We start from the raw sequence: 21,903 nt of genomic DNA, 5'->3' as shown, positions 1-21,903 counted from the left end.
CAGCAAATTTACCAAACTTCAGCATTTCCATCGTGAAACTCCTAATGAACCCCAGTGTGTTAAGTAAAACGTGTAGCGCCGCGTCAGTTCAGGTAAGGGGACCAGGAAGGTTCTCTGACTTCGCCTTGTGCGGTAGGAAGCGGGAGCCTTACGCGTCCATTAATGGACACGAGCATCAAGACTCCCCGGCCCTGCTGGCGGGTGGCGTAGATTACCATGGTGCCGTTGGGCGCAACAGTAGGCGACTCGTCCAGAGTGCTATCAGTGAGGATTTTTACGCTTCCGCGCTGCAAATCCTGGGCCGCCACCTTGAAATTAGTGAAGCCATCCTGGCGGTGAATCATCACCAGGGTCTTTTCATCGGCCGAAAGTTTCGGGTTTGCGTTGTAGTTACCGATGAAAGTCACGCGTTCCGCACCGCCACCACCGACGCTGGTCTTGTAGATTTGTGGCTTGCCGCCACGGTCGGAGGTGAAGTAGATGGTCGAACCATCTTTACCCCAGAACGGTTCGGTGTTGATGCCAGGACCGTTGGTGACACGCGAGATCTGACGTGAACCCAGGTTCATCACATAGATGTCCGGGTTGCCGTCTTTCGACAGTACGAATGCCAGGCGATTGCCATCCGGCGACCAGGCTGGCGCGCCATTCAGGCCTTCGAAGTTGGTGATCTGCTCACGGCGACCGGTGTCGATGTTCTGCATGAAGATGCGCGGACGCTTCTGCTCGAACGAAACATAGGCGATGCGCTTGCCATCCGGTGCGAAACGCGGCGACAGGATTGGCTCGCGCGATTGCAGCAGGGTCACGGCGCGGGCACCGTCATAGTCCGAACGTTGCAGCGTGTAGCGCGTGTTCTTCTCGGAGAAACGCTCGGCTGTCACGTACAGCAGGCGTGTCGAGAACGCACCTTTAATACCGGTGAGTTTTTCGAACGACTGGTCAGCGATGTAGTGCGCCATGTCGCGCAGTTGATCGACGCTGCCCGACACGCTGCCGGTCAGCACTTGCTGCTCGGTGGCGACGTTGAACAAAGCGTACTGAACCTGCAGGCGACCGCCCGCCGGAACAATGCTGCCGACCATGATGTACTGGGCGCTGATCGCCTTCCAGTCACGGAAAATGATTTCGCTGGCCTGGCTCGGCTGGCTGATCATTTGCTGCTTTGGAATCGGCGAGTAGTAGCCCGAGTTGCGCAAATCGTTACCAATAATTTCGGCCATGTCGTCCGGAAGGACGGTGCCGCCCTGGAAGCCGAACGGTACTACCGCAATCGGGGTGGCCCGATCACTGCCGCTGGTGACCAGAATGTTTTTTTCATCTGCTACCGCCATCCCTGCCAGGCAGCAGATAACGACAAGCATTCCTCGAAGAAGGTTTCTCACAAGGCTAGATCCTCAGGTGTGAATGTCATCTTGAATGAACGATACGGAGCGAAATCGCTCGGCTTCATTCCCTGCATTTCTGTCAAACGTCCAATATTCTTGACCGCAGCCACAGCAGACGAGTCGAACGGACCATCGCCACTGGACTTGGCAACGCTGACCGAAGTCACCGTACCGTCCGGCAACATGCCGATTTGCAACACGACCGTCATGCCTTTGCGTGCCGAAGGTGGACGAGCCCAGCCTTCCGCTGCACGAGCACGAATCAGGTCATCGAAACTGCCGGCGACTTCATCGCCCTGCTCATCGGCCAACGCCTGCTGACGCTGCGGCGTGTCGGAAAGCAAATCTGCCAAGGCCTGGGCCTTTTTGTCTTCGGTAGATTTACGTGCCGCATCCTGCGATTTTTTCTTCGCAGCATCGGCAGCAGCTTTCTTCTTCGCTTCGTCGGCGACTTTCTTCTTCGCCTCTTCAGCTTCAGCTTTTTTCTTGGCGTCGTCCGCGGCTTTCTTCTTCGCGTCTTCGACGATCTTTTTCTTCGCTTCTTCAGCGGCCGCTTTCTTGGCCTCTTCTTCAGCAGCTTTCTTGGCTTCTTCTTCAGATTTCTTCTTGGCTATATCAGCCAATTGTTTCTCTTCGGCCTTTTTGGCTTCGGCGGTCTTCTTGGCTTCGTCGGCTTTCTTGGCTTCATCAGCCTTTTTCGCTTCCTCAGACTTCTTGGACTCGTCGGCCTTCTTGGCTTCCTCGGCTTTTTGAGCCGCTTCTTCTTTCTTTTGTTCCGCAGCCTTCACCGCTTCCTGCTCGACCTTCTTCTGTTCCATCTGTTCGACTTCGGTTTGACGCGCGGCAGACTTCACCGCTTCACCCGCAATCTTCTGATTGGTCTGGGTGGTCGCCCGACTTTTCGATTTCAGCTGGTACAGGGTCGCCTGGACAATCGGCTTGGCCGGCGGCAACTCAGGCGTCATGGCGAAACTGACGAACAGCATGCCGAAAACCAGCACGTGCAAGCCGATCGCCCAGACACTAGGCCAGAAGTAGCTTTCCGAGGCTGTTGGCTCTCGTTGTTGCTGCATCAGGGCGCCTCGGTAATCAAGCCAACATTACCGACTCCGGCCTTCTGCAACCCGCCCATGGCGCCCATGACCGAACCGTAGTCGACAGTCTTGTCGCCACGAATGAAGACTTGGGTGTGCTTGCCGTTTTCGTTACCGGCGCTGATGATTTTGGTCACGGCGCTGGTCATCTGCGGCAAGGTCATGGCCTTGTCCTGCTGCTTGTCGGTGTCGACTTCGCTGCCAAGGTTCCAGTAGTAGGTCTTGTCAGACTTGATCGAAATGGTCAGGACCTGGGTGTTGTTGTCCTGCGGCAAGGCTTCGCTGGAAACCTTGGGCAGATCAACCTTCACGCCCTGATTGAGCATCGGCGCGGTCACCATGAAGATGACCAGCAGTACCAGCATCACGTCGATGTAAGGTACTACGTTCATCTCGGCGACCGGCTTGCGCTTTTTGCGAGCTCGAGCGATTAAAGCCATTGGAAATTACCTGCTTATTCTTCGCTGGTGTGCACTTTGCGGTGCAGGATCGCCTGGAATTCGTCGGCGAAGGTGTAGTAACGGCTCAGCAGGGTTTCGCTGCGAGCAGCAAAACGGTTGTAAGCGATAACGGCCGGGATGGCTGCGAACAGACCGATGGCAGTAGCTACCAGTGCTTCGGCGATGCCCGGGGCCACGGTGGCCAGGGTCGCTTGCTGGGCAGTTGCCAGGCCACGGAAGGAGTTCATGATGCCCCAGACCGTACCGAACAGACCGATGTACGGGCTGACGGAACCGACGGTGGCGAGGAACGGCAAGCTCTGCTCGAGCTTTTCTTCTTCGCGGGAAATGGCGACGCGCATGGCACGGGCCACGCCTTCCATGACTGCTTCCGGGTCAACGCCTGGCTGCTGACGCAGACGGGAGAATTCCTTGAAACCGGCACGGAAGATCTGCTCGACGCCCGAATCCGGGTCAGGGTTGCTGCCGGCCTGACGGTAGAGTTTGGACAGGTCGATACCCGACCAGAAGCGCTCTTCAAAGCTCTCCAGGGCACGTCGACCGGCGCGCAGCAAATTGCTGCGCTGAAAGATCATGATCCATGAGGTCACCGATGCGGCTACCAGAATCAGCATTACCAACTGCACCACGACGCTGGCATTGCTGACCAGGCTCCACATGGAGGAATGGTCGACGACGTTAGCTTCCACGCTTTATCTCCTGCTTTGAGTGTGTACCCGCGCCGCTCACGTCGGCAAAGGCCGCACGTAGAGCTTCGGGAATGGCCCGGGGTTTCAAACTGTTAGTGCGCACACAGGCCACCAGAAACTGCCCTTCACAGAGCAGCGCATTATCCGTAGCCCGCCTGACTTGCTGTTTAAAGCGCAGGCTGACACGGTTCAATTCAATTACTTCAGCGCTTACCAGCAGTTCGTCATCCAGTCGCGCCGGCGCGTGGTAACGCGCTTCGCTGGAATGCACGACGAACAACAGGTCCTCCCCTGCCAGCTGGGATTGGGCAAAGCCCAGTTCCCGGAGCCGCTCGGTTCGAGCCCGTTCCATAAACTTGAGGTAATTAACGTAATACACGATGCCGCCCGCATCGGTGTCCTCGTAATAAACGCGACAACGATGTGCGAAAGGCTCAAGCCCGTTTTGCGCGCGCATACTCTAGTGCTTACTCCTCAGGTTGCCAATCCGGCGAGGCAACTGTTTTTCATTGTTCTGCGGCTTTCTAGTGAAAGATTCGTCATGTGAGCCACTAGGACCACACAAACCCCCAATCGATCAGCCCGCAAACGTTAATTAATCGTCTACTGCATCGAGAAATTCGTCTACCACGGGCATCTCACCCAATCGTGACGGAATGTTTAAACCGAAATGCAGATATGCGTGCCGGGTCACTACCCGCCCCCGCGGGGTTCGCATGATATAGCCTTGCTGGATCAGGTACGGTTCCAGCACGTCTTCAATGGTGTGGCGCTCTTCACTGATGGCCGCCGCGAGGCTGTCCACGCCCACCGGGCCGCCGTCGAATTTCTCGATCATGGTCAACAGCAGACGCCGATCCTGATGATCGAAGCCGCGCTCGTCGACATCCAGCAGGTTCAGGGCCAGGTCGGCGATCGGTTTGGTGATGTGGCCCTTGGCGCGCACTTCGGCGAAATCCCGCACCCGGCGCAGCAAACGGTTGGCGATACGCGGAGTGCCACGCGCACGGCGGGCGATTTCAAAGGCGCCCTCCGGGTCCAGCGGCAAACCGAGAATGCTCGCCGAACGGCTGACAATCGTCGCCAGGTCGGCGGTGCTGTAGAACTCCAGGCGCTGGACAATCCCGAAACGGTCGCGCAACGGGTTGGTCAGCATGCCGGCGCGAGTGGTCGCGCCGACCAGGGTGAACGGCGGCAGATCGAGCTTGATCGAACGCGCGGCCGGCCCTTCGCCGATCATGATGTCGAGCTGAAAATCCTCCATGGCCGGGTACAGCACTTCCTCGACGATCGGCGACAGCCGATGGATTTCGTCGATGAACAGCACGTCGTGGGGCTCAAGGTTAGTCAGCAGCGCCGCCAGATCACCCGGACGCTCAAGGACCGGGCCCGAGGTGCTTTTGATCGACACGCCCATTTCCTGGGCGATGATATTGGCCAGCGTGGTTTTACCCAGGCCCGGCGGACCGAAGATCAGCGTGTGGTCCAGGGATTCGCTGCGACCACGGGCGGCCTGGATGAACAACTCCATTTGCTCGCGGACGGTCGGCTGGCCGATGTACTCGGCCAGGCTGAGGGGACGAATCGCCCGGTCCTGGACTTCCTCGCGGTCGCGGGGGCCAGGCGTGGCGGCAATCAGACGATCAGCTTCAATCACTTAAATCATTCCCTTCAGGGCACGGCGAATCAGGTCTTCACTGCTCAAGCCTTTTTCCTTGATCGAGGTAATCGCCTTGCTGGCTTCCTGCGGCTTGTAGCCCAGGGAGACCAGCGCGCTGATCGCATCACTCTCGGCGGTAACCGTCGGGGCTGGCGCATCCGGCCCACCCGGCTGGTTCGGCACCAGGGCAAACATCGCCGGCACGGTTTCCCAAGCCTTGAAGCGGTCCTTGAGTTCTACCAGCAGGCGTTCGGCGGTCTTCTTGCCCACGCCCGGCACCTTCGTCAGTGCCGAGGTGTCCTGGGATTGCACGCAACGCACCAGCTCATCGACTTCCAGGCTCGACATCAAGGCCAGGGCCAATTTCGGCCCTACACCATTGAGACGGATCAACTCGCGAAAAAAGTCTCGCTCACGCTTGCCGTAGAAGCCATAGAGTAACTGCGCGTCTTCGCGTACGACTAAATGGGTGTGCAAGGTCAGCGGTTCACCGACCGACGGCAAGCGATACAGCGTGGTCATGGGCACTTCCAGCTCATACCCCAGGCCGTTTACATCCAGAATCAGGTGCGGCGGCTGTTTCTCAGCCAGGGTGCCGCGCAAGCGTCCAATCACGTTTCGAATCCTTGAGCGTTGGCCAGCCCGAGGCCAGCGACTGACAGAGCAAGGGTTTTGCGCCGACAACACAGGCGCAAAACCCTCATCCCGTAAAAATGATTGCTGATGCTATCAGAGACGCAGGCGCCCGCCACGACTGCGTGCTGTTCCCAGACCATGAGGCAGCAGGCTGGAACGGGTGTGCGCATGACAAATCGCAATGGCCAGGGCGTCCGAGGCATCGATTTGCGGTTTGCTGGTCAATTTGAGCATGTGCATGACCATCATTTGCACCTGCTCTTTATTCGCCGCGCCGGTGCCGGTCACGGCTTGCTTGACCTGGGTCGCGGTGTATTCAGCGATTTCCAGGCTTTCTTCGGCGCCGGCAACGATGGCTGCACCACGGGCCTGGCCGAGTTTCAGCGCGGAGTCGGCATTGCGGGCCATGAAGACCTTTTCGATGCCCATGGTCGTCGGGCCGTAGGTCTGGATGACTTCCCGCACGCCGCGATAGACGATTTGCAGACGTTCGTGCAACTCGCCGGAGCCGGTGCGAATACAGCCCGAGGCCACGTAGACGCAGCCGCGCCCGGTATCGCGTACCACGCCATAACCGGTGATGCGCGAACCGGGGTCGATACCAAGGATTAAAGTCATAACGCCTGCGGGTTCAGTAAAAGCAAGATATCCAATACACCAAATAAAATGTGGGAGCGAGCCTGCTCGCGAAAGCGGTTTCATATTCAGCAACGATGTTGCCTGAAAATCCGCATTCGCGAGCAGGCTCGCTCCCACATTGAATCCTGGTCGCCCTTAACCCAGTTGCGCGGCAACCGACTCCGGAATGTCTGCGTTGGAGTAGACGTTCTGCACGTCATCCAGGTCTTCAAGCATGTCGATCAGCTTGAGCACCTTCTCCGCGCCTTCCAGGTCCAGTTCGGCACTGGTGGTCGGCAACATCACGATTTCTGCGTCATCACCTTTGAAACCGGCGGCTTCGAGGGCGTTACGCACCGAGTAGAACCCGGCGAACGAGGTGAACACGTCAATCGAGCCGTCTTCGTGGGTGACCACGTCATCGGCGTCGGCTTCCATGGCCGCTTCAATCAGCGCGTCTTCATCGACGCCCGGCGCGAAGGAAATCTGCCCCTTGCGCTCAAACAGATAGGCCACCGAACCATCAGTGCCCAGGTTGCCGCCGCACTTGCTGAACGCGTGGCGAACAGCCGCTGCGGTGCGATTACGGTTGTCAGTCATGCACTCGACCATCACCGCCACGCCGCCCGGGCCGTAGCCTTCGTAAGTCAGTTCGACCATGTCGTCGGTGTCGGCTGCACCGGCACCGCGGGCTACCGCGCGATCAATGATGTCGCGACTCATGTTCGCACCAAGAGCCTTATCCAGGGCCAGGCGCAGACGCGGATTGGAACCCGGATCGCCGCCGCCCTGACGGGCCGCAACGGTCAGCTCACGAATCCACTTGGTGAAAATCTTGCCCTTCTTGGCATCCTGACGTTCTTTGCGGTGCTTGATGTTCGCCCACTTGGAATGACCCGCCATATCTCGCTCCGAATTCTCTTTGAAACATTGCCCGCTGCGCGTTGAGCGCCAGCCAGCAACAAAAAATCTCGACCTGTAAAAAAGGCGCATCCCATAAGGATGCGCCTTCAGGGTCAGCCTTACTCAGCCTTTGGCGTTTCGCGCAGACGAATGTGCAATTCGCGCAATGCCTTGGCATCTACAGCACCCGGTGCCTGAGTCATGACGTCAGCCGCGCTCTGGGTTTTCGGGAACGCAATCACTTCACGGATCGACTGGGCGCCGGTCATCAGCATTACCAGACGGTCCAGACCGAAGGCCAGGCCACCGTGCGGCGGCGCGCCGTATTTCAGGGCGTCGAGCAGGAAGCCGAATTTCTCTTCCTGTTCCGCTTCATTGATACCCAACAGGCGGAACACGGTCTGCTGCATTTCCTTGCGGTGGATACGGATCGAACCGCCACCCAGCTCGGTGCCGTTCAGAACCATGTCGTAGGCACGGGACAGAGCGATTGCCGGGTTGGCCTCCAGCTCTTCCGGGGTGCACTTCGGCGCGGTGAACGGGTGGTGCAAGGCGGTGAAGCTGCCGTCGTCGTTCTCTTCGAACATCGGGAAGTCGACGACCCACATCGGTGCCCACTTGCAGGTCAGCAGGTCCAGGTCGTTGCCGACCTTGATCCGCAGCGCGCCCAGGGCTTCGCTGACGATCTTGGCTTTGTCGGCACCGAAGAACACGATGTCGCCGTCAACCGCGCCAACGCGATCGAGGATCACATTGAGGTTGGCTTCAGGAATGTTCTTGACGATAGGCGACTGCAGGCCTTCGACGCCCTTGGCGCGCTCGTTGACCTTGATGTACGCCAGGCCCTTGGCACCGTAGATGCCGACGAACTTGGTGTAGTCGTCGATCTGCTTGCGCGGCATGCTTGCCCCGCCTGGAACGCGCAGAGCGGCAATGCGGCATTTCGGGTCGTTGGCCGGGCCGCTGAACACCTTGAAGTCGACTTCTTTCAGTTGGTCGGCAACGTCTACCAGTTCCAGCGGGTTACGCAGGTCCGGCTTGTCGGAACCGTAACGACGCATGGCCTCTTCGAAGGTCATGTGCGGGAAATCACCGAATTCCAGATCCAGCACTTCCTTGAACAGGTTGCGGATCATTTTTTCGGTGATGGCCATGATCTCTTTTTCATCGAGGAAGCTGGTCTCGATGTCGATCTGGGTGAATTCCGGCTGGCGGTCGGCGCGCAGGTCTTCGTCGCGGAAGCACTTGGCGATCTGGTAGTAACGGTCGAAGCCGGCGACCATCAGCAGTTGCTTGAACAGCTGTGGCGATTGCGGCAAGGCGAAGAAGGAACCGGCGTGTGTACGGCTCGGCACCAGATAATCACGAGCACCTTCCGGAGTTGCACGGGTCAGGATCGGCGTTTCAACGTCAAGGAAGCCGTTCTCGTCCAGGAAGCGACGGATGCTGGTGGTCATGCGCGAACGCAGACGCAGCTTCTCGAGCATTTCCGGGCGACGCAGGTCGAGGAAGCGATAGCGCAGGCGGGTTTCTTCGCCTACGTCGGAGAACTCGTTGAGCGGGAACGGCGGGGTTTCCGACTCGTTCAGCACTTCAAGTTCGTAACCCAGCACTTCGATCATGCCCGACGCCATGTTGGCGTTGGTGGCACCGGCCGGGCGCAGGCGCACCTTGCCGGTGATCTTCACGACGTATTCGCTGCGCACGCGATCGGCGGCGGCGAAGCTCTCGGCGCGGTCCGGATCGAATACCACTTGGGCCAGACCATCACGATCACGGATATCGAGGAAAATCACCCCACCGTGGTCACGGCGACGGTGAACCCATCCGCAAAGGGTAATTTCCTGGCCTTCCAGGGCTTCGTTCAGTTGGCCGCAATAATGGCTGCGCATCATGGTAGTGGTTTCACTTCTCGTAATTCGAAATTCGGTTGGAGACCTTGCACAGAGGCAAGAGCTCGCACGTGTCGTTCAACTCAGGTTCCAGACCTTAGTCAGCTTTGTCGCCGCCGGCCAGATTCTTCTTGGAACCGGTCTTGAAGTCGGTTTCATACCAGCCGGTGCCGCTGAGGCGGAAGCCCGGCATGGACAGCATCTTCTTGAGCTCTGGCGCCTGGCACGCAGGGCAGTCGACCAGCGGTGCTGCGCTGATCTTTTGAATGGCTTCCAACTGATGACCACAGGAAGCACATTGATAGTCGTACATCGGCATGGGGGTTGTCTCGGCGATCAGGATTGCTACCGCTTACACTGGGTTTTGCGGCAAAGAGCGGGATTATATCCATTAAATGCAGCCTGTGCAGCCGTAAGACTGCACAGACTGACATACCACCCGTTACAGGCCGAAACAGGTGAGCCCAGTGTTACTTCAAGCTGTGCACGACGCAGACGACGCGCACCAGCCCGGTGAAATTCTTTACCCCGCCGTGGCGCAAATGTACTTCGCGATCCACGTGGGACAACAGCGCGCTGACCGAGCAGCCATTGAGCGTGGCCATTTCGCCGAGGATTTCCCAATAGACCTGCTCAAGCCGCAGGCAAGTCGCAAAACCGTTCAGACGCACCGATCGGGCCAAAGGCCTGGCCAGCCCCATATCGAATTCACTGACGAACGGATCAATCTTGATCGCCTGTTGCGCCCCGAACCTCCTCTCGTCCCGACTTTCTCCATAAACCATAGCGCTGACACTCCTTTGTCATCCCGGTTTTCTATAGGAGCTACCTCCTGTTCCTTATAAAAACGCAGGCGCAAAGTTATATCCAGATGACTTTATGACCATCAACGTAGGATAAGCCAACAACGGAGTGAGGATCATGGACACGGTCCTAGGCCGGACTGTTTCCTACGAAACCTGGGGTATTTTCTTCAGCTGAAAGGGCATTTATCTGCAAGAAGGAGCTGCGTGCGAACAACGCACCCGGCGTCATTCGCACACCGGCACGCTTACTGATCCAGCAGCGAGCGCAACATCCACGCGGTTTTTTCATGAACCTGCATGCGCTGTGTCAGCAGGTCCGCCGTCGGCTCGTCGCTGACCTTGTCCAGCAACGGGAAGATCCCGCGCGCCGTCCGGGTCACCGCTTCCTGCCCGTCGACCAGCTGCTTGATCATGTCTTCGGCACTGGGCACGCCCTCCTCTTCCTTAATAGAAGAAAGACGGGCATACACCGAATAGGCGCCGGGCGCCGGAAAACCCAAGGCGCGAATTCGCTCTGCAATCGAATCGACCGCCAGGGCCAACTCGTTGTATTGCTCCTCGAACATCAAGTGCAGGGTCCGAAACATGGGGCCCGTGACGTTCCAGTGGAAGTTATGGGTTTTCAAATACAGCACATAAGTGTCCGACAACAGACGCGACAGCCCGTCGACGATGGACTTGCGATCCTCTTCACTGATACCGATATCGATTGCCATGCTTACCCCCTAAAGGTGATGAAATTCATCCGACAAGTGCAGGACCACTGTAGCAAGGCAATCCGCACCCTGCTGACCTGGATGGCCAGCCGACCTGCGACAAATCGCCCCCGGGGACACCGCCCGACCGCCTGATTTGAGTAGGCGCAGGCTTTGCTGTTAAATAGGCAGTGTGTCGCTATGCCCCTATTTCTCCGGGGCGCAGCGCATAGGCTGGTAGCGGGTACGTGTCCACCGCCTCTTATTGTTTTGAAGCGGACCGTGCTCAATCAGCTCTTCCTTGTGATCCGTCTTAACGTGAGTCAATCAAAATGTTGAAAATCGTCCACCTGCTAATGGGCGCAGCAGCCTTGCTGCTGTCCTTCTTCCCTAGCTTGCAACCCGAAGCTGTTCCTTACCTGCAACAACCCGATGCGCTTTACCTGGCCTTTTTCGGCCTGCTCAACCTGACCCTCGCTCCGGTTATCCCCTACTGGAACAAAGGTCCTCGTCACCAACTGCAAAACCTGGTCAGCGCCCTGCTGGTCCTGGCTGTTGTCCTGCAAACCCTGACACTGATCGCGAAGATGCCTTTTATCGCCGGCCAACCTTCCGTTCTGTTCAGTCTGCTGACTGCCGTGGTCGCAGTCCTTCTGCACCTGGCCATCAGTTTCTACAAATCTTCACCGGCCGCCGCCTCGCCAAGCTATGACATGAGCAACCGCGATACCGGCACCGTCAAGTGGTTCAACACCTCCAAAGGCTTCGGCTTTATCTCCCGGGATTCCGGCGACGATATTTTCGTGCACTTCCGGGCCATTCGTGGCGAAGGTCACCGCGTCCTGGTCGAAGGCCAGCGTGTGGAGTTCTCTGTCATGAATCGTGACAAAGGCCTGCAAGCCGAAGATGTGATTGCCGCACTACCCCGTCGCTGATCCCAAGCGATAAAAAAACCGCGAGCAGCCTGGCTGTTCGCGGTTTTTTATTGCCCGGCGTTTAGCCGGCACGCCTTTGAGTCAGTAGTGCGGCGGCGGGGCCTCTTCCTCGGAGGACTCGAACTGGCCGGCCATTTCTTCCTGGCGGCGCAGCAGCGCGGCCATTTGCAGTTGCAGGCGCTCGACCACGCGCTGTTGCGTCACCAGGATATCGTTCAATGACTGAATGGTGTCGTCCTGGAACGCCAGTTGGCTTTCCAGATCGTTGACGCGTTCTTCCAGGCTCATGGCTCAGCCCTCCAGAAACGTGAAGTGATCGGTCAAAACCAGGCGCAGCCGTTCGCGAATCACCGCGACCTGCTCGGCACTGTAGGGCTTGGCCGGATGCTTGCCCCAAACCGGGGCTGGCCAGGCGGCGTCCTCGCGCTTGCGCACAATCACATGCATATGCAGCTGGCTGACAACGTTACCCAGGGCCGCGATGTTCAATTTGTCGGCGTCAAACGAATCCTTGAGCATTTCCGCCAGGGCGGCGGTTTCCTGCCACAGCTGCTGCTGATCGGCGACATCTAACTGAAACAACTCGCTGATATCTTCGCGGCGCGGCACCAGGATGAACCAGGGATAGTTCGAATCGTTGGACAAGAGCAACCGGCAGAGTGGGAAGTCCCCGATCGGTAAGGTGTCTTGTTGAAGTCGTGGATCTAAAGCGAACACTGAGCGCACTCCCGCCGGTTTCATCATTTTCAGCTTAGCGCCCCTCGATAGAGGCTGCGCGCCAAGCGACAGGACGGCAGCATACCTGCGAATGCCCCAGGCTTCACGACGAACCTTGGCCGCCATCCACCCAATAAATTTTGCCGAGCTGAACACACGCCCCGACATGAGACATTTTTCAGCGGAGCGCACCATTACAGAACCGATGCGGTGACAAAAAACGCCGAAGTGACCCATAAATACTCATTTGTTCGCAGGCTACCGATCGCCGCGCTGTATGAATTCAGTACAGTGATTAAAATTTTTTGCACCAAAACCGCACATCGCGTCTACGCTGAGAGCGTCGGGGATCCGCCGATTACTCACTTTTGGGGTGAACCGGTAACGTTTTTTGTGGTCGCGCGTTTGTCATGATGGCGCAACACCATGCAATGGATGGCGTCAAGTGCAAACAAAACGCGCTTGAACCCCCCGGTTTTATGAGGTTTTTACAGCTGCAAACGAGCCTTCAGAAAAAAACAGACACAGAATTCTGATTTGAGCACGCTTGTTGCATTCACACCTATATCGCCTACGAAGCGTCCGCTGGAAGTGGAAGCTGGAAGGCAAATAAAAACAGCGGCAGGGTTGCCCGATGGAGATTCAAACGTTTCACCAGGGACTCTTTTTACCGGTGCTCCAGGTTTGGAAAACAACGCTAAAGTTGTCAATCCGCTTGCGTCGGGGCAGTGAATTTGCGACATCTACCAAGCCATTTGCGACAGGGTCGTAAAGAAGCTGAAAGGTTAGATACGCAAGTATCGCCAACATTGTCGGCGTGATATAAGTTTGCGCCGACACAAAAAGAAAGAGCCGCCCAGATAATAAAACAGGTGGGACGGCAGTACTCTTCTAAAACCAAAGGAGCAAATCACGATGCGCGTGATGAAGTGGAGCACAATCGCACTGGCAGTTGCAGCAGCAGCCAGTACTCAAATGGCTACGGCCGCACCTTTTGTTAGTGACCAGGCTGAAGCCAAAGGTTTTGTTGAAGACAGCTCGTTGAACTTGCTGGTTCGCAACTACTACTTCAACCGTGACAACAAGGATGGCAGCCGCGACGTCAAAGACTGGACCCAGGGCATTTGGGGCAACTTCAGCTCCGGTTACACCCAAGGTACTGTAGGCGTTGGTGTTGATGCATTCGGTTACCTGGCCATCAAACTGGATGGCGGCGATGGCACTTCCGGCTCGGGTAACATGAGCCGTAGCGACACCGTTAATGCTAACGGCGGCCGCGATGTTAACGACAGCCAGGGTAAAGCCGGCGCAGCGATTAAATTCCGCATCTCCAAAACCGAGTTGAAAGTCGGCGACATGCAGCCGAGCACCGCTCCTGTGTTCGCAGTCGGTGGTTCCCGTATCCTTCCGCAAACTGCCAGCGGTTTCCAACTGCAGAGCAGCGAAGTCAAAGATCTTGACCTCGAAGCCGGTCACTTCTACTCGGGTACCAGCCAAGACAAGAACTCCCGTGACGGCGGCCTGTTCGCAACCTACGCAGGCGTTGAAGCCAACACCATCGACTACTTCGGTGGCAAATACGGCATCACTGAAAACCTGACCGCATCGTTGTATGGCGCCAAACTGGAAGATATCTGGAACCAGTACTACGCGAACGTGAACCTCACCACTCCAATCAGTGGTGACACCTCGCTGAACACTGACTTCAACATCTATCGCACCACCGACACCGGTGACGCGAAAGCCGGTGACATCAGCAACACCGCGTTCTCGCTGGCAACTGCTCTCACCTTCCTGAAAGCACACACCATCACCCTGGCCTTCCAGAAAGTGAATGGCGATACCCCGTTCGACTACATCGGTATCGGCAAGAACAACCGTGGCGGCGACTCGATCTTCCTCGCCAACTCCATCCAGTACTCTGACTTCAACGCCCCTGGCGAGAAGTCGGCCCAGATCCGTTACGATCTGAAAATGGCTGAGTACGGCGTTCCTGGTCTGAGCTTCATGACCCGTTACGTGAAAGGTTGGGACATCGACGGCACCAACACTCCAGCAGGCAGCGCTTACACTGGCCTGTACGGTGCTGACGGCAAGCACAACGAAACCAACTTCGAGGCCAAGTACGTTGTTCAGTCTGGCCCGGCAAAAGACCTTTCCTTCCGTATTCGTCAAGCATGGCACTTCGCTAACGCTGACGAAGGTGAAGGCGACGTGAAAGAGTTCCGTTTCATCGTCGACTACCCGCTGTCGGTTCTGTAATTGCCGAAAGTTAGTTTGCGGTAATCAAAAAAAGGCCCATCTTCGGATGGGCCTTTTTTATTGACTGCGGCTCACGCTTAATTGATAGCTTGCTACTCAATTAGCCTGACTGTTAAGTCAGGCATTAGTCGCACTCACTTCAATTCACCGGTGCTTCCTGAACCACACGAATAACTCGTTGCGGGAACGGGATATCAATACCTGCGGTTTTCAACCGATCACGGGATTGTTCATTGAACATGAACATCACATCCCAGTAATCCGCCGTCTTGACCCACACTCGCAGGGACACAGTAATCGAACTGTCGCCCAGGGTCGAAATAACGGCTTGTGGCGCAGGTTCCGCGAGGATGCGTTCATCTTTGGCCAGTTCCAGCAACACTTCACGGGCCTTCTGCAAGTCCGCTTCGTAGTCCACGCCTACATCAAACACGACTTTGCGGGTTGGCTGACGGTTAGTGTTGGTGATAATGCCGTTCGACAGGTTGCCGTTCGGGACAATGATGGTCTTGTTGTCGCCAGTGCGCAGCACAGTGTGGAAAATCTGAATGCTGTCGACTGTACCGGCAACGCCTTGGGCTTCGATCCAGTCACCAATGCGGAACGGACGGAACAACAGAATCAGCACGCCGCCGGCGAAATTCGCCAGGCTGCCCTGCAACGCCAGGCCAATGGCCAGGCCTGCCGCACCGATGGCTGCGACGAACGAGGTGGTTTCCACACCAATCATCGAGGCCACGCTGACAATCAGCAAAACCTTGAGAATGATGTTGGCCAGGCTGCTGATAAAACCTTGCAGCGCCATGTCTGCGTTACGCAGCGCCAGCAAGCCACCGAGCTTTTGCGTGACCTTGTTGATCAGCCACCAGCCGATGGCCAGGGTGATCACTGCCAGCAGGACACGGCTGCCATACTCCATGATCATCGGGATCCAGGCTTGAGACGCCTTGACCAGATTGTCCACTTCAGTATTCAAATCCATCTACTTTCTCCTGATTCCCGGCCATCCGGCACGCGAACAATAAGCGGCATTAAGGGGCTGCCGAGGTTAAGCACAATGCAGTGTGGGAGCGGGCTTGCTCGCGAAGAGGACGTGTCAGTCGAAATCAATGCTGAATGACAAACCGCTTTCGTGAGCAAGCCCGCTCCCACAGGGGACCGCGTTACATATTTAGTCGCGGAAGTTGTTGAACTGCAGCGGCATGTCGAACGTCTTGGCGCGCAGGGCCGCGATGGCTTCCTGCAAATCGTCGCGTTTCTTGCCGGTGATGCGCACCTGCTCGCCCTGGATGGAGGCCTGGACCTTGAGCTTGGCGTCCTTGACGTGAGCGACGATTTTCTTCGCAAGCTCCTTGTCGATGCCTTCCTTGAGGACGGCTTCCTGCTTCATCAGCTTGCCCGAAGCGTAGGCGTCCTTGACCTCAAGGCACTGCACGTCGATCTTGCGCTTGACCAGGGAGAGCTTGAGGATCTCGATCATCGCTTCGAGCTGGAAGTCGGCTTCAGCGGTCAGGTTGACGGTCAGGTCCTTTTCCTTGAACTCGAAGGTGCCCTTGCCTTTCAGGTCATAACGACGATCGAGTTCCTTGACGGCGTTCTCGACCGCGTTGGTGACTTCGTGTTTGTCCAGTTCGGATACCACGTCGAACGACGGCATGTAGTTTCTCCAATAAAAAGGCGCGCTCGATCACGATGGAGCGCGCTTGGCTTGCGGTTAAAATCGGGCTCATTATAACGGGTCTTTCTCAACCGATACTGCGAGCCTCACATGCCTGCCTTAATCCGAGCAAAAAGCTGATGCCCATGACCTGGCATGTCCTGGGCGCCGGAAGCCTTGGCACCTTGTGGGCTACGCGCCTGGCGCGGGCCGGCGTTCCGGTCCGGTTGATTGTGCGCGACGAGCAACGCTTGCAGGCGTATCGGGCGGCCGGTGGCCTGACGCTGGTGGAACACGGCGAAGCAAAACTCTATGAGATCCCCGGCGAAACATCCGACAGCGACGAGCCGATAAATCGCCTGCTGGTGGCCTGTAAAGCCTACGACGCCGTGCAAGCCGTGGCCCGCCTGGTGCCGCGCCTTGCCCCCGGTTCCGAACTGATTCTGTTGCAGAACGGCCTCGGTAGCCAGGATGCGGTCGCCGCACAGGTGCCCGAGGCCCGCTGCATCAGCGCGTCGAGCACTGAAGGCGCGTTTCGCGATGGCGACTGGCGCGTGGTATTTGCTGGCCACGGTTACACCTGGCTGGGGGATGCCGGTCATCCGGTGGCGCCGATCTGGCTGGAGGACCTGACGGCTGCCGGAATTCCTCACGAATGGACTACGGACATCCTCACCCGCCTGTGGCGAAAACTCGCGCTCAACTGTGCGATTAATCCGCTGACCGTGCTGCACGATTGCCGTAATGGCGGTTTGCAGCAGCATCATTGCGAAGTGGCCACCCTCTGCGCCGAGCTGACCGAACTGTTGGAGCGTTGCGGGCAACCGGCCGCCGCCGAACATCTGCAACAGGAGGTCGAGCGGGTGATCCAGGCCACCGCCGCCAATTACTCGTCGATGTATCAGGATGTGGCCAATCAGCGCCGCACCGAAATCAGCTATCTATTGGGCCATGTCTGCAGAGTCGCGGCGCGACACCAGTTGAATCTGCCGCATCTCAATCAGTTGGAGGCCCGGTTAACCGCGCATCTGCACAGCCTTGGATTGCCCAGCGACTGAGCAGCGGCTACGCTGGCCACTTGTTCCTTTGCAGCGATAAACCTGATGCCACTGCGCCAGCGCCTCGAAAACCTCCCTGTCGGCCAGAAACTGCTGGCCGCCCTGCTGGTGCTGTTGATAACCGTCCTGCTGGTCGCCAACCTGACCTTTATCAGCGCCGCGTACTACATTTCCCAGGAAAGCATGGCGCCCCAGGCCCTGCAAACCATTGGCCGGCTGGTGTCGAACCCGAGTCTGGTGTCCGAGGCGTTGAAGTCGCCGCAAAGCGCCGAGCGCCTGCTCAACGAACTCAATAGTTACTCGCCGTTGCGCGCAGCGGCGCTGTATGACGGCGACGGCGTGCGCCTGGCGCAGTTGCAACACGGCGAAAAACTCAAGCTGCCAGAGCGCTACCGGCATATCGAAGCGTGGCAAGCCACGGAGTTTCGCAGCAATCAAATCATCACCCTTCCCCGCCCCGGCACCGAACCGGGCCATTTGCTGCTGGTGGCGAGCAGCGAACTGCCGGTGGCGTTCTACACCGGCACCCTGACCGCGAGCCTGGGCATCCTGATCTTCAGCGTGTTGCTGTGGCTGGTAATCGCCCGGCAGATCAAACGCCTGATCACCCGGCCGATCCATCAGCTCGAAGAACTGTCCCGGCAGGTCACCCGGGAAGAGAACTACGCGCTGCGTGCCTCTCGCGGCAACCACGATGAAATCGGCAGCCTCGCCGAGGCGTTCAACACCATGCTTTCGCGTATTGAAGCCCGTGAGCAGCAGCTCAAACGCGCTCGGGACGACTCCCAGGCTGCTTATGATCAGGCCCAGGGGCTGGCGGAGGAAACCCGTCACACCAATCGCAAGCTGGAACTGGAAGTCCAGGTGCGGAGCAAGATCGAGAAGAAACTCACCGGTTTCCAGAACTACCTCAACAGCATCATCGACTCGATGCCATCAGCGCTGATTGCCCTCGATGAGCAGCTCTACGTCACCCAGTGGAATCAGGAGGCCAGCGCCCTGTCCGGCACGCGTCTGGACGAAGCGCTGAACCAGCCGATCTTCCTCGCGTTCGAACCGCTCAAGCCGTTCCTGCCGCAACTCAAGCAAACCGTCGAGCAACACACGGTGGCCAAGATCGAGCGGGTAACCTGGGTCAAGGACGATGAAGCCAAACACTACGCCCTGACCTTCTACCCGCTGATGGGCGGCGCCGGGCGTGGCGTGGTTATCCGGATCGACGACATCACCCAGCGCCTGTCCCTGGAAGAAATGATGGTGCAGTCGGAAAAAATGCTCTCGGTCGGCGGCCTCGCTGCCGGCATGGCCCACGAAATCAACAACCCGCTGGGCGCGATCCTGCACAACGTGCAAAACATTCGCCGGCGGCTGTCGCCGGACCTGCCGAAAAACCTCGAGCAAGCCGAACACGTCGGCGTCGAACTGGAAACGGTCAACCAGTACCTGAAAGCGCGGGAAGTGCCGCAGTTGCTCGACGGCATCCAGCAGGCCGGGGCACGGGCGGCGAAGATCGTCACGCACATGCTCAGTTTCAGTCGCCGCAGCACCCGCCAGATGGCACCGTGCGACCTGCCGGCGCTGATCGATCAAGCGGTGGAAATCGCCGGTAACGACTTTGACCTGGCGATCGGTTTCGACTTCAAGGGCCAGGCGATCATTCGTCAGTTCGACCCGGCGCTGGGTCCGGTGCCGGGCACGGCCAACGAATTGGAGCAGGTACTGCTCAATCTGTTGAAAAACGCCGCCCAGGCGATTCATCAACGCGAAGACGATCGCGAACCGGGGCGGATCATCCTGCGCACCAGGCTCAATCCACCGTGGGCGGAAATCCAGGTCGAGGACAACGGCATCGGCATGAGCGAGAACGTGCGCAAACGCACCTTTGAGCCGTTCTTCACCACCAAGGAAATTGGCCAGGGCACCGGCCTCGGGCTGTCCGTTTCGTATTTCATTATCACCAACAACCACAAGGGTCAGATGGAAGTGCAATCGACCCTCGGCCAGGGCACCTGCTTCACCTTGCGCCTGCCGTTGGCGGGCACCCCGCTCGTCTCCCAAGAACTCAATCAGCTATCGAGGTAACCATGGGCTTTCGCCTGTCGAAGATTTACACCCGCACCGGCGACAAAGGCGAAACCGGCCTGGGCGATGGCCGTCGCGTGCCCAAGGATCACCCGCGGATCGAGGCGATTGGCGAGGTCGATACGCTGAACAGTCAGGTGGGTGTGTTGTTGGCCGGGCTGGAAGAGCAAAGCGCCGCTTATCCGGGCTTGAACGAAGTGATCGAGGTGTTGGCGCCATGTCAGCATCGGTTGTTTGACCTGGGTGGTGAACTGGCGATGCCGGTGTATCAGGCGTTGAATGCCGCTGAAATCGAACGGCTGGAAGCGGCGATTGACCTGTGGAATGAAGAATTGGGGCCGCTGGAGAATTTCATCTTGCCGGGCGGTTCGGCGTTGATTGCCCAGGCACACGTCTGCCGTAGTCTGGCGCGCAGTGCGGAACGGCGGTGTCAGCATTTGAATGCGATTGAGCCGCTGGCCGGGGTTGGCCTGGCGTATATCAATCGGTTGTCGGATTTGTTGTTTGTGGCGGCGCGGTTGATTGCCAAGCGTCAGGGGATTGCCGAGATTCTTTGGCAGCCGGCGGCGAAGCCTGAGGTTTAGTCGCCGTTTGTAAGGACGCCTTCGCGGGCAAGCCTCGCTCCTACAGGATTTGTGTCGTCCGCAAATTTTTGGACGACGCGATACCTGTAGGAGCGAGGCTTGCCCGCGAAGAGGCCATTAGCTACACCAAAGAATCAGTCCTCAGGCCAAAACGCCCGAATCCCCGCCACACCCTGCGCCCCGATGTCCCAAGCCTTCTGCCGCTCCGCCGGGCCAACGCCACCCAACAGGAACACCGGTTTGCTGAAGCCTGCGATCAGGTTTTCAGCCTGCTCCCAACCCAACGGCTGGCCATCAGGGTGAGTCTGGGTCAGTTGCACCGGCGACAGGGTCACGAAGTCCACGCCCATCTGCTCGGCCAACGCCAGTTCTTCAGTGTTATGGCAGGACGCCGCCAACCAGCGCGACGCTGGCAATGGTCGACCGGCCGACGCGTACTTGCGCAACTGCGCGGCGGTGATGTGCCAACCGGCGGACGGGAAGTCGCCGAGCCACTCGAACGGTCCCTTGATCATCAACTGCGCCTTGCCGGCACACAGCCCCGCCGCATCCACCGCCAGGTCGCGGTATTTAGGGTCGTAGCCGTTAGGCGCCCGCAGCACGATCAACTTGATGCCGCCGGCAATCGCTTTCTGGATACCGCGCAGCAAGGCCGGGGTTTCCATGTCTTCCGGGGTAATCAGGTACTCCGCCGGCAGCCGTGCAGCAGCAACGATCGGCTGGTTGGCCGCCGGGAACTCGTAGTTCAGCAGGTCACGCGGTGCGACCCACTCCAGCGGCTGGCCTTCGGCGCCGTGGGGTTCGCCGCTGAATGCGGAGACTTCCCAGACATCCAGCAACACTTGTTTGTCCGGGTAGTCGTGCTGAACCTTGATCAGCGGTCGCGCCGCTTCGACGACAATGCCCAACTCTTCCTGAAGTTCGCGGGCCAAAGCCGTTTCAACGGACTCGTCCGCCTCGACCTTGCCACCAGGAAACTCCCACAAACCGCCCTGATGTTGGGTGTCGGCACGGCGCGCGATAAGGATCTTGCCAGCGCTGTCACGGATAACAGCGGCGGCGACGTGTACTCGTTTCACTTTCCTACCTCCTCCAGTCCAGCCTTCTGCCAGGCCTTGAAGGCTGGCCATTGGTAGATGGTTTCGACGTAGGCCTCGGCCACCGCCGGCAACTTCACCCGGTAGGTGCGCAGACGCACGGCAATCGGCGCGAAGTACGCATCCGCCAACGTAGCGCGGCCAAACAGGAATGGGCCGGTTTCGGTCGCCGTGGCGCGGCATTCAGCCCACAACGCCAGCATGCGCTCGATTTCTGCCTGAACCTCTGGCGGGATCGATGGCAGCGCTTCGTCGCGGCTCAGGTCGAATGACATGTTGCTGCGCAGGGCAAAGAAACCGCTGTGCATCTGCGCGCAGGCCGAACGGGCCTGGGCGCGGGCGGCGGTGTCCTTGGGCCAGAGGCCGGCGTCGGGGAATTGCTCGGCCAGGTACTCGGCAATCGCCAGGGAATCGGCGATGACGCCATGTTCGGACTTCAGCAGCGGGACTTTGCCGGTCGGCGAATGCTTGAGCACGCGCTCACGGGTGTCTGGCTGGCCGAGTTTGATCAGTTCTTCGGTGTAGGGAGCGCCAGTCAGTTCGAGGGCCAGGGCACTGCGCAGGGACCAGGAGGAAAGCAGCTTGTCGCCGATGATCAGGTGGAGGCTCATGTTCGGGACCTTTTGATGAGGGGTGCAGGCCAGAATCTCTAGCGTCTGGTGGTCCGTC

At 58.3% G+C, this 21,903-nt stretch carries 24 protein-coding genes; 5 read left to right on the top strand and 19 right to left on the bottom strand.

Translation table 11 applies throughout. From position 1 onward, the window contains the following. Positions 1-83: 83 nt before the first annotated feature. The 13 genes from tolB to ACIOYV_RS13985 all read right to left on the bottom strand — a co-directional run bounded on the left by tolB (position 84) and on the right by ACIOYV_RS13985 (position 10,863). Positions 84-1,334: a Tol-Pal system beta propeller repeat protein TolB gene (tolB, locus tag ACIOYV_RS14045; RefSeq protein ID WP_054044985.1), complete on the bottom strand. Its 1,251-nt coding sequence runs from the start codon at positions 1,332-1,334 to the stop codon at positions 84-86. A 47-nt stretch (positions 1,335-1,381) separates the two neighbouring features. After that, complete coding sequence (gene tolA / locus ACIOYV_RS14040; RefSeq protein WP_163912563.1) at positions 1,382-2,461, bottom strand: cell envelope integrity protein TolA; 1,080 nt, start codon at positions 2,459-2,461, stop codon at positions 1,382-1,384. Beyond that, complete coding sequence (tolR, locus tag ACIOYV_RS14035; RefSeq protein ID WP_161807657.1) at positions 2,461-2,913, bottom strand: protein TolR; 453 nt, start codon at positions 2,911-2,913, stop codon at positions 2,461-2,463. Before tolR ends, tolA begins: the two co-directional genes overlap by 1 nt. A 23-nt stretch (positions 2,914-2,936) precedes the next feature. Next, a complete protein-coding gene (gene tolQ, locus ACIOYV_RS14030) occupies positions 2,937-3,632 on the bottom strand; it encodes a protein TolQ (RefSeq protein WP_054044990.1) in 696 nt (231 codons plus the stop codon). Further along, a complete protein-coding gene (gene ybgC, locus ACIOYV_RS14025) occupies positions 3,622-4,089 on the bottom strand; it encodes a tol-pal system-associated acyl-CoA thioesterase (protein WP_054044992.1) in 468 nt (155 codons plus the stop codon). Before ybgC ends, tolQ begins: the two co-directional genes overlap by 11 nt. A 138-nt stretch (positions 4,090-4,227) precedes the next feature. Continuing rightward, on the bottom strand, positions 4,228-5,289 hold the full coding sequence (gene ruvB, locus ACIOYV_RS14020; protein WP_054044994.1) for a Holliday junction branch migration DNA helicase RuvB: 1,062 nt from the start codon (positions 5,287-5,289) through the stop codon (positions 4,228-4,230). Next, the gene (ruvA, locus tag ACIOYV_RS14015) at positions 5,290-5,907 is read right to left on the bottom strand and encodes a Holliday junction branch migration protein RuvA (protein ID WP_054044996.1); all 618 of its coding nucleotides are present in this window, start codon (positions 5,905-5,907) and stop codon (positions 5,290-5,292) included. A gap of 114 nt (positions 5,908-6,021) precedes the next feature. Then, complete coding sequence (gene ruvC, locus ACIOYV_RS14010; protein ID WP_054044997.1) at positions 6,022-6,546, bottom strand: crossover junction endodeoxyribonuclease RuvC; 525 nt, start codon at positions 6,544-6,546, stop codon at positions 6,022-6,024. 156 nt (positions 6,547-6,702) lie between these two features. Next, entirely contained in the window at positions 6,703-7,449 is a 747-nt protein-coding gene (locus ACIOYV_RS14005) for a YebC/PmpR family DNA-binding transcriptional regulator (RefSeq protein WP_194692569.1), read from the bottom strand. A 119-nt stretch (positions 7,450-7,568) separates the two neighbouring features. Continuing rightward, entirely contained in the window at positions 7,569-9,344 is a 1,776-nt protein-coding gene (gene aspS, locus ACIOYV_RS14000; RefSeq protein WP_054045001.1) for an aspartate--tRNA ligase, read from the bottom strand. A 94-nt stretch (positions 9,345-9,438) separates the two neighbouring features. Continuing rightward, positions 9,439-9,660, bottom strand: coding sequence for an FmdB family zinc ribbon protein (locus tag ACIOYV_RS13995; protein ID WP_010457489.1), 222 nt, complete (start codon positions 9,658-9,660; stop codon positions 9,439-9,441). A 151-nt stretch (positions 9,661-9,811) separates the two neighbouring features. Beyond that, positions 9,812-10,126 carry a ribbon-helix-helix domain-containing protein gene (locus ACIOYV_RS13990; protein ID WP_054045003.1) on the bottom strand — a complete coding sequence of 105 codons (315 nt, stop codon included), beginning with the start codon at positions 10,124-10,126 and terminating at the stop codon, positions 9,812-9,814. A 266-nt stretch (positions 10,127-10,392) separates the two neighbouring features. Further along, on the bottom strand, positions 10,393-10,863 hold the full coding sequence (locus tag ACIOYV_RS13985) for a Dps family protein (protein ID WP_054045005.1): 471 nt from the start codon (positions 10,861-10,863) through the stop codon (positions 10,393-10,395). A gap of 311 nt (positions 10,864-11,174) precedes the next feature. Between ACIOYV_RS13985 and ACIOYV_RS13980 the strand changes: the two genes are divergently transcribed. Next, positions 11,175-11,777: a cold-shock protein gene (locus ACIOYV_RS13980; protein ID WP_054045007.1), complete on the top strand. Its 603-nt coding sequence runs from the start codon at positions 11,175-11,177 to the stop codon at positions 11,775-11,777. An 81-nt stretch (positions 11,778-11,858) separates the two neighbouring features. Here the strand turns inward: ACIOYV_RS13980 and ACIOYV_RS13975 are convergent, their stop codons facing one another. Together ACIOYV_RS13975 and ACIOYV_RS13970 are read right to left on the bottom strand one after the other, a co-directional pair. Beyond that, positions 11,859-12,065 (bottom strand): SlyX family protein, encoded by a 207-nt coding sequence (locus tag ACIOYV_RS13975; protein ID WP_054045009.1) that lies wholly within the window; start codon positions 12,063-12,065, stop codon positions 11,859-11,861. A gap of 3 nt (positions 12,066-12,068) precedes the next feature. Further along, a complete protein-coding gene (locus ACIOYV_RS13970) occupies positions 12,069-12,494 on the bottom strand; it encodes an HIT domain-containing protein (protein WP_401324402.1) in 426 nt (141 codons plus the stop codon). Between the two features lie 915 nt (positions 12,495-13,409). Here ACIOYV_RS13970 and ACIOYV_RS13965 point away from each other — a divergent pair. After that, positions 13,410-14,756, top strand: a complete 1,347-nt coding sequence (locus ACIOYV_RS13965) for an OprD family porin (protein WP_163912555.1) — start codon at positions 13,410-13,412, stop codon at positions 14,754-14,756. Between the two features lie 139 nt (positions 14,757-14,895). Here ACIOYV_RS13965 and ACIOYV_RS13960 read toward each other — a convergent pair whose 3' ends face one another. Beyond that, on the bottom strand, positions 14,896-15,738 hold the full coding sequence (locus tag ACIOYV_RS13960; RefSeq protein WP_401324390.1) for a mechanosensitive ion channel family protein: 843 nt from the start codon (positions 15,736-15,738) through the stop codon (positions 14,896-14,898). A gap of 189 nt (positions 15,739-15,927) precedes the next feature. Continuing rightward, complete coding sequence (locus ACIOYV_RS13955) at positions 15,928-16,413, bottom strand: YajQ family cyclic di-GMP-binding protein (protein ID WP_054045015.1); 486 nt, start codon at positions 16,411-16,413, stop codon at positions 15,928-15,930. Between the two features lie 140 nt (positions 16,414-16,553). On the opposite strand from ACIOYV_RS13955, the gene ACIOYV_RS13950 reads away from it, so the two are divergent. Genes ACIOYV_RS13950 through ACIOYV_RS13940 form a run of 3 tightly spaced genes read left to right on the top strand, consistent with a single transcriptional unit; the run spans position 16,554 to position 20,137 of the window. Next, entirely contained in the window at positions 16,554-17,471 is a 918-nt protein-coding gene (locus ACIOYV_RS13950; protein ID WP_401324388.1) for a putative 2-dehydropantoate 2-reductase, read from the top strand. A gap of 45 nt (positions 17,472-17,516) precedes the next feature. Then, positions 17,517-19,553, top strand: a complete 2,037-nt coding sequence (locus ACIOYV_RS13945) for an ATP-binding protein (RefSeq protein ID WP_401324386.1) — start codon at positions 17,517-17,519, stop codon at positions 19,551-19,553. Positions 19,554-19,555: 2 nt separating this feature from the next. Continuing rightward, positions 19,556-20,137, top strand: a complete 582-nt coding sequence (locus tag ACIOYV_RS13940) for a cob(I)yrinic acid a,c-diamide adenosyltransferase (protein WP_401324385.1) — start codon at positions 19,556-19,558, stop codon at positions 20,135-20,137. 134 nt (positions 20,138-20,271) lie between these two features. On the opposite strand, the gene ACIOYV_RS13935 is transcribed toward ACIOYV_RS13940, so the two are convergent. Next, the gene (locus ACIOYV_RS13935) at positions 20,272-21,216 is read right to left on the bottom strand and encodes a Nudix family hydrolase (protein ID WP_401324383.1); all 945 of its coding nucleotides are present in this window, start codon (positions 21,214-21,216) and stop codon (positions 20,272-20,274) included. Beyond that, the gene (locus ACIOYV_RS13930; RefSeq protein WP_401324381.1) at positions 21,213-21,845 is read right to left on the bottom strand and encodes a glutathione S-transferase family protein; all 633 of its coding nucleotides are present in this window, start codon (positions 21,843-21,845) and stop codon (positions 21,213-21,215) included. Before ACIOYV_RS13930 ends, ACIOYV_RS13935 begins: the two co-directional genes overlap by 4 nt. Between the last annotated feature and the right edge of the window lie 58 nt (positions 21,846-21,903).

It is taken from the genome of Pseudomonas sp. NPDC087342, from assembly GCF_044744265.1.
GTDB classification, from domain to species: domain Bacteria; phylum Pseudomonadota; class Gammaproteobacteria; order Pseudomonadales; family Pseudomonadaceae; genus Aquipseudomonas; species Aquipseudomonas nunensis.
This window is presented reverse-complemented; position numbering and strand designations above follow the sequence as displayed.

What these genes read in the sequence shown, in the direction of transcription:
- tolB (WP_054044985.1), bottom strand. Translation starts at nt 1,334, where the DNA reads ATGGCGGTAGCAGATGAAAAAAACATTCTGGTCACCAGCGGCAGTGAT.
- tolA (WP_163912563.1), bottom strand. Translation starts at nt 2,461, where the DNA reads ATGCAGCAACAACGAGAGCCAACAGCCTCGGAAAGCTACTTCTGGCCT.
- ybgC (WP_054044992.1), bottom strand. Translation starts at nt 4,089, where the DNA reads ATGCGCGCGCAAAACGGGCTTGAGCCTTTCGCACATCGTTGTCGCGTT.
- ruvC (WP_054044997.1), bottom strand. Translation starts at nt 6,546, where the DNA reads ATGACTTTAATCCTTGGTATCGACCCCGGTTCGCGCATCACCGGTTAT.
- ACIOYV_RS14005 (WP_194692569.1), bottom strand. Translation starts at nt 7,449, where the DNA reads ATGGCGGGTCATTCCAAGTGGGCGAACATCAAGCACCGCAAAGAACGT.
- aspS (WP_054045001.1), bottom strand. Translation starts at nt 9,344, where the DNA reads ATGATGCGCAGCCATTATTGCGGCCAACTGAACGAAGCCCTGGAAGGC.
- ACIOYV_RS13995 (WP_010457489.1), bottom strand. Translation starts at nt 9,660, where the DNA reads ATGCCGATGTACGACTATCAATGTGCTTCCTGTGGTCATCAGTTGGAA.
- ACIOYV_RS13990 (WP_054045003.1), bottom strand. Translation starts at nt 10,126, where the DNA reads ATGGTTTATGGAGAAAGTCGGGACGAGAGGAGGTTCGGGGCGCAACAG.
- ACIOYV_RS13985 (WP_054045005.1), bottom strand. Translation starts at nt 10,863, where the DNA reads ATGGCAATCGATATCGGTATCAGTGAAGAGGATCGCAAGTCCATCGTC.
- ACIOYV_RS13980 (WP_054045007.1), top strand. Translation starts at nt 11,175, where the DNA reads ATGTTGAAAATCGTCCACCTGCTAATGGGCGCAGCAGCCTTGCTGCTG.
- ACIOYV_RS13975 (WP_054045009.1), bottom strand. Translation starts at nt 12,065, where the DNA reads ATGAGCCTGGAAGAACGCGTCAACGATCTGGAAAGCCAACTGGCGTTC.
- ACIOYV_RS13965 (WP_163912555.1), top strand. Translation starts at nt 13,410, where the DNA reads ATGCGCGTGATGAAGTGGAGCACAATCGCACTGGCAGTTGCAGCAGCA.
- ACIOYV_RS13960 (WP_401324390.1), bottom strand. Translation starts at nt 15,738, where the DNA reads ATGGATTTGAATACTGAAGTGGACAATCTGGTCAAGGCGTCTCAAGCC.
- ACIOYV_RS13955 (WP_054045015.1), bottom strand. Translation starts at nt 16,413, where the DNA reads ATGCCGTCGTTCGACGTGGTATCCGAACTGGACAAACACGAAGTCACC.
- ACIOYV_RS13950 (WP_401324388.1), top strand. Translation starts at nt 16,554, where the DNA reads ATGCCCATGACCTGGCATGTCCTGGGCGCCGGAAGCCTTGGCACCTTG.
- ACIOYV_RS13945 (WP_401324386.1), top strand. Translation starts at nt 17,517, where the DNA reads ATGCCACTGCGCCAGCGCCTCGAAAACCTCCCTGTCGGCCAGAAACTG.
- ACIOYV_RS13940 (WP_401324385.1), top strand. Translation starts at nt 19,556, where the DNA reads ATGGGCTTTCGCCTGTCGAAGATTTACACCCGCACCGGCGACAAAGGC.
- ACIOYV_RS13930 (WP_401324381.1), bottom strand. Translation starts at nt 21,845, where the DNA reads ATGAGCCTCCACCTGATCATCGGCGACAAGCTGCTTTCCTCCTGGTCC.